Genomic DNA, 3,194 nt, shown 5'->3' with positions numbered 1-3,194 from the left:
ATAGGCTAAACCCCAATTCCTCCTTCTTTTTTATCAAAGTGTTGGTTGCTTGATAAACGCAAAAACCCTGAATTTCAGATAGAAATTCAGGGTTTTTGGACAAGCTGACTTTTTCATTCGCTTAGAATAAAAAAGCGTTTTTGTCAAAACTGTAAAAGGAAAAAATTTTGAGGTTTTCAAAATTTCTGCTTTTATGAACATCAGGATAAATCATCGGTAATTGAACTCCCTGTGATTTTTTCAAGGTCTTTAAAATCATCCTTAAATTTAAACCCCTGTTTTATAAGAATTTCCTTAATGCGTTCGGGAGTTTCAATTCCGTTGTCGTTAAGGATTTTAAGTATCAATGCGTTTTGTTCCTCTTTGTATTTTTTGGAAAGCTCCTTTTTTTCAGCTTTCAGCTTCGTAAGATTTTCTTTGGCTTCGGCTATTATTTTTTCCTGTGCCGTTATCTGACTGTCCACCTTTAATATCTTGTCCAATGTTGTTTGTTTTGCCATCGTCTTCCTCCTTTAACTTCTTTTTGTATTCCTTTAAAACTGTACCCACTAAGCTATCTCTAAACTGTGGTTTAATAATAGTGATGTCTTGATAATTCTTTTCTTCCGATGAATGGCTTCTTGGAAATTCCACAAAAAATTCACCGTTATAATTTTCAAAAAGCTTTACATTATCTATTACGATTGTATAGTCAAGGACGATAAAACAAGTCGCCCTAAGTCGTTTACTGTTTTCAAGCTTTACTATCTCAACTTTTGTGATTTTCATTTTATTTCAACACCTCTCTTATGCAGTCGGAAATGACTTTTCCCATTTTTTTGTTGAGCTTTTGACCGAACTTTTCAAGCTGTTCATCAGAAAAAGAAATACCGTTGATTTTTGTGATTTCATCGGTTTCGGAAAAAATTCTCTGCAAATAAAAATCCGTCAGTTTCTGAACCAACGGATTTTCCTCATTTGTTTTCTTTTCCTTTTCTTTACGCTTTTCTTGATTTTCGGCTTTTGCTTCTTTTTCCTCGACTGCCTTTTTATAGGCGGTGTTGATACTCTCATCTCCTTTGATTATTTTTTCATGTTCAGCTTCATCAAGGTTTTCTAAAATCTTTTTATACTTGCGAACCTGTCTGTCGCTGATTTTTAACATTTCTGCAATGCCCTGCTGAAGCGTTCCGGTGTATTCTCCGGAGGATATAAGCTTTTTAATACATTCTTCAGTTGCAGGGTAAAACTGTAATTTCTCACCCGGTGTGTATTCTCTTGTTTCCAAGTTTGCCACATGGAGCATAAGCTGCGCCTTATCGTCGCTGAGGTTATCATATACGGTACAGGGGATTCTCTTCCAGCCCAGTGTTTTAATAGCTTTGTATCTTCGCTCTCCCGATATGATTTCGTAACATTCATCGTTTATCTTTCTTACGGTCAACGGATGAATGAGTCCGATTGCTTCAATGGTTGTGGCAAGTTGTGAAACAATCTCCGGTGTGTCTTGTCTGTTATAGGGATTGTCCTTTGAAGGGAAAATAAGGTCTGTTTCGATAAGCTCGCTTCTTGAGGTGTTGGCAAGTTTTTCGGTAACTTCCTTTACCTGACTAAGCTTTGCAAACATGCCGTTTACATCTATCGTCTTTTTCATTTATTTGCCCTCCTTTACGATTTTTATGATTTCCTCGGTTAATGCCATGTAGTCCTTTGCACCGTTACTGCGCTTATCATAACGATGAACAGGCACATGTGCGTTTATAGCTTCCTGTAAGGTTGTGTTCTTTCTTATAACAGTTTCAAAGCAGGGGAATATGTCCTGAGTCTTTAAAGCATCCGCATAGGCTTTTTTACTTTTTGTTTGTTCCATCATGCAAATCAAAATTCCCATAATTTTTAAATTGGGGTTTGTGAACTGCTTTATCTCAACTATCTCTTTTGCTATACACAGCAGTCCGTGCAGAGCGTAGTCGTCCGGGATACAGGGGAGGATTACGTAATCACAGCAGGTGAGTGCGTTTTCCTTTATGCGTTCTCCGGACGGAGGACAGTCAAAAATAATGAAGTCATAATCTGCTTCAATTTCCTTTAAAGCCATTTGCAGTGTGTATTCCTGTCTTTTTGTTTTCATCATAAGGACTGTTTCTATGTTTCTAAGCTCATGCTTAGAGGGAAGTAAAAACAGGTTTTCTATTTTTGTTTTCAAAATACAGTCCTTTGGATTTTTCTCGGATTTCATAACCTCGTAAATTCCCGGGTTGTTATCGTCAAACAATCCATAGTAGCTTGTGGCATAGCTTTGGAAATCCAAATCTACAAGTAATGTCTTATATCCTTTATCCGCTAACATTGCAGAAAGGTTAACGGCGGTTGTGGTTTTGCCACAACCGCCTTTTTCATAAGTAATTGCTATCTTTGTACTCATCATCAAATCACTGTTCATAATCGTTCACCTTTCATATGTTTTTAAGATTATTTATTTTTCTTCTTGTTTCTTATAATAAAGAAGATAATCACACCGACGCTCAGTATGATAATAATAAGCAGTGGAACAACGTAGCTTTTCTGTCCTGTCTGCGGAGCGTCAGGAGGTGTTGTTGTGGGCTGTGTGGGTATTTCCTCATTTACAAAAACACCGTCTTTATTTTGTACCGTCACGGTATCCTCCGAATTGATAACAAACCCATAAAATGTAGGGTCTAAGTTATAACCTTCAGGAGCTTTTGTTTCGTTTACAAAATAATTGCCAAAAGGCAGGTTATCATAAAAATAAACGCCTTTGGAAACTTCCTCCATATATCCTATAAGCTCATCAGTGTCGGCATAAACTCCATCGCCGTTTGTGTCTTTATAAACCGCAAATTCAGCACCCGATAATTTCTTATCGGGATTTTTGCTGTCAACCTTGATGAGCTGGACAGAACCTTTTTTGAGTGTGTTGTCAAAAGTAAGGTTCACATCTTTGTCTGCGTTGATAGTTACTTCCTGCTCATCGGGAACTACATAGTAATTGGGAGCATCGATTTCCCTTACAATGTAATCACCATAAGGAACATCGGTGAATGTAAGCTTACCTTCTGAATTTGTAGCACCTGTCTGTTTAAATTCCTGTCCGCCCTCTGTTGTGCCGGAAATTTCAAAGGTTCTGTTTTCGAGAACATCGTCCTCTGCGGTCTTGGTAACAATGATATTGACCTTTTTCAATGCGTTGTGCA

General features: G+C 37.5%; 5 protein-coding genes. All 5 read right to left on the bottom strand.

Annotated elements, in window-relative coordinates; translation table 11 throughout:
- Positions 1-200: 200 nt before the first annotated feature.
- A complete protein-coding gene (locus B5F08_RS13340; protein WP_162607599.1) occupies positions 201-500 on the bottom strand; it encodes a hypothetical protein in 300 nt (99 codons plus the stop codon).
- Positions 391-768 (bottom strand): septation protein SpoVG family protein, encoded by a 378-nt coding sequence (locus B5F08_RS13795; RefSeq protein WP_087380349.1) that lies wholly within the window; start codon positions 766-768, stop codon positions 391-393. The genes B5F08_RS13340 and B5F08_RS13795 overlap by 110 nt, the downstream gene beginning before the upstream one ends.
- Before the next feature lies 1 nt (position 769).
- A complete protein-coding gene (locus B5F08_RS12950) occupies positions 770-1,633 on the bottom strand; it encodes a ParB/RepB/Spo0J family partition protein (protein WP_087380345.1) in 864 nt (287 codons plus the stop codon).
- Positions 1,634-2,422, bottom strand: a complete 789-nt coding sequence (locus tag B5F08_RS12945) for a ParA family protein (protein WP_087380342.1) — start codon at positions 2,420-2,422, stop codon at positions 1,634-1,636. It lies immediately after the preceding gene.
- 29 nt (positions 2,423-2,451) lie between these two features.
- On the bottom strand, positions 2,452-3,194 hold a 743-nt coding region (locus B5F08_RS12940), incomplete at its 5' end, for an MSCRAMM family protein (protein ID WP_143256434.1).

Origin of the sequence: Anaeromassilibacillus sp. An172 (assembly GCF_002160515.1) — a bacterium.
Lineage (GTDB): Bacteria > Bacillota > Clostridia > Oscillospirales > Acutalibacteraceae > Limousia > Limousia pullorum.
Note: the sequence above shows the minus strand (reverse complement) of the source record. Positions and strands in the feature narration are given on the sequence as shown.

Excerpts from the sequence above, each read along its gene's own strand:
- B5F08_RS12950 (WP_087380345.1), bottom strand. The coding sequence starts at position 1,633 with ATGAAAAAGACGATAGATGTAAACGGCATGTTTGCAAAGCTTAGTCAG.
- B5F08_RS13340 (WP_162607599.1), bottom strand. The coding sequence starts at position 500 with ATGGCAAAACAAACAACATTGGACAAGATATTAAAGGTGGACAGTCAG.
- B5F08_RS13795 (WP_087380349.1), bottom strand. The coding sequence starts at position 768 with ATGAAAATCACAAAAGTTGAGATAGTAAAGCTTGAAAACAGTAAACGA.
- B5F08_RS12945 (WP_087380342.1), bottom strand. The coding sequence starts at position 2,422 with ATGAACAGTGATTTGATGATGAGTACAAAGATAGCAATTACTTATGAA.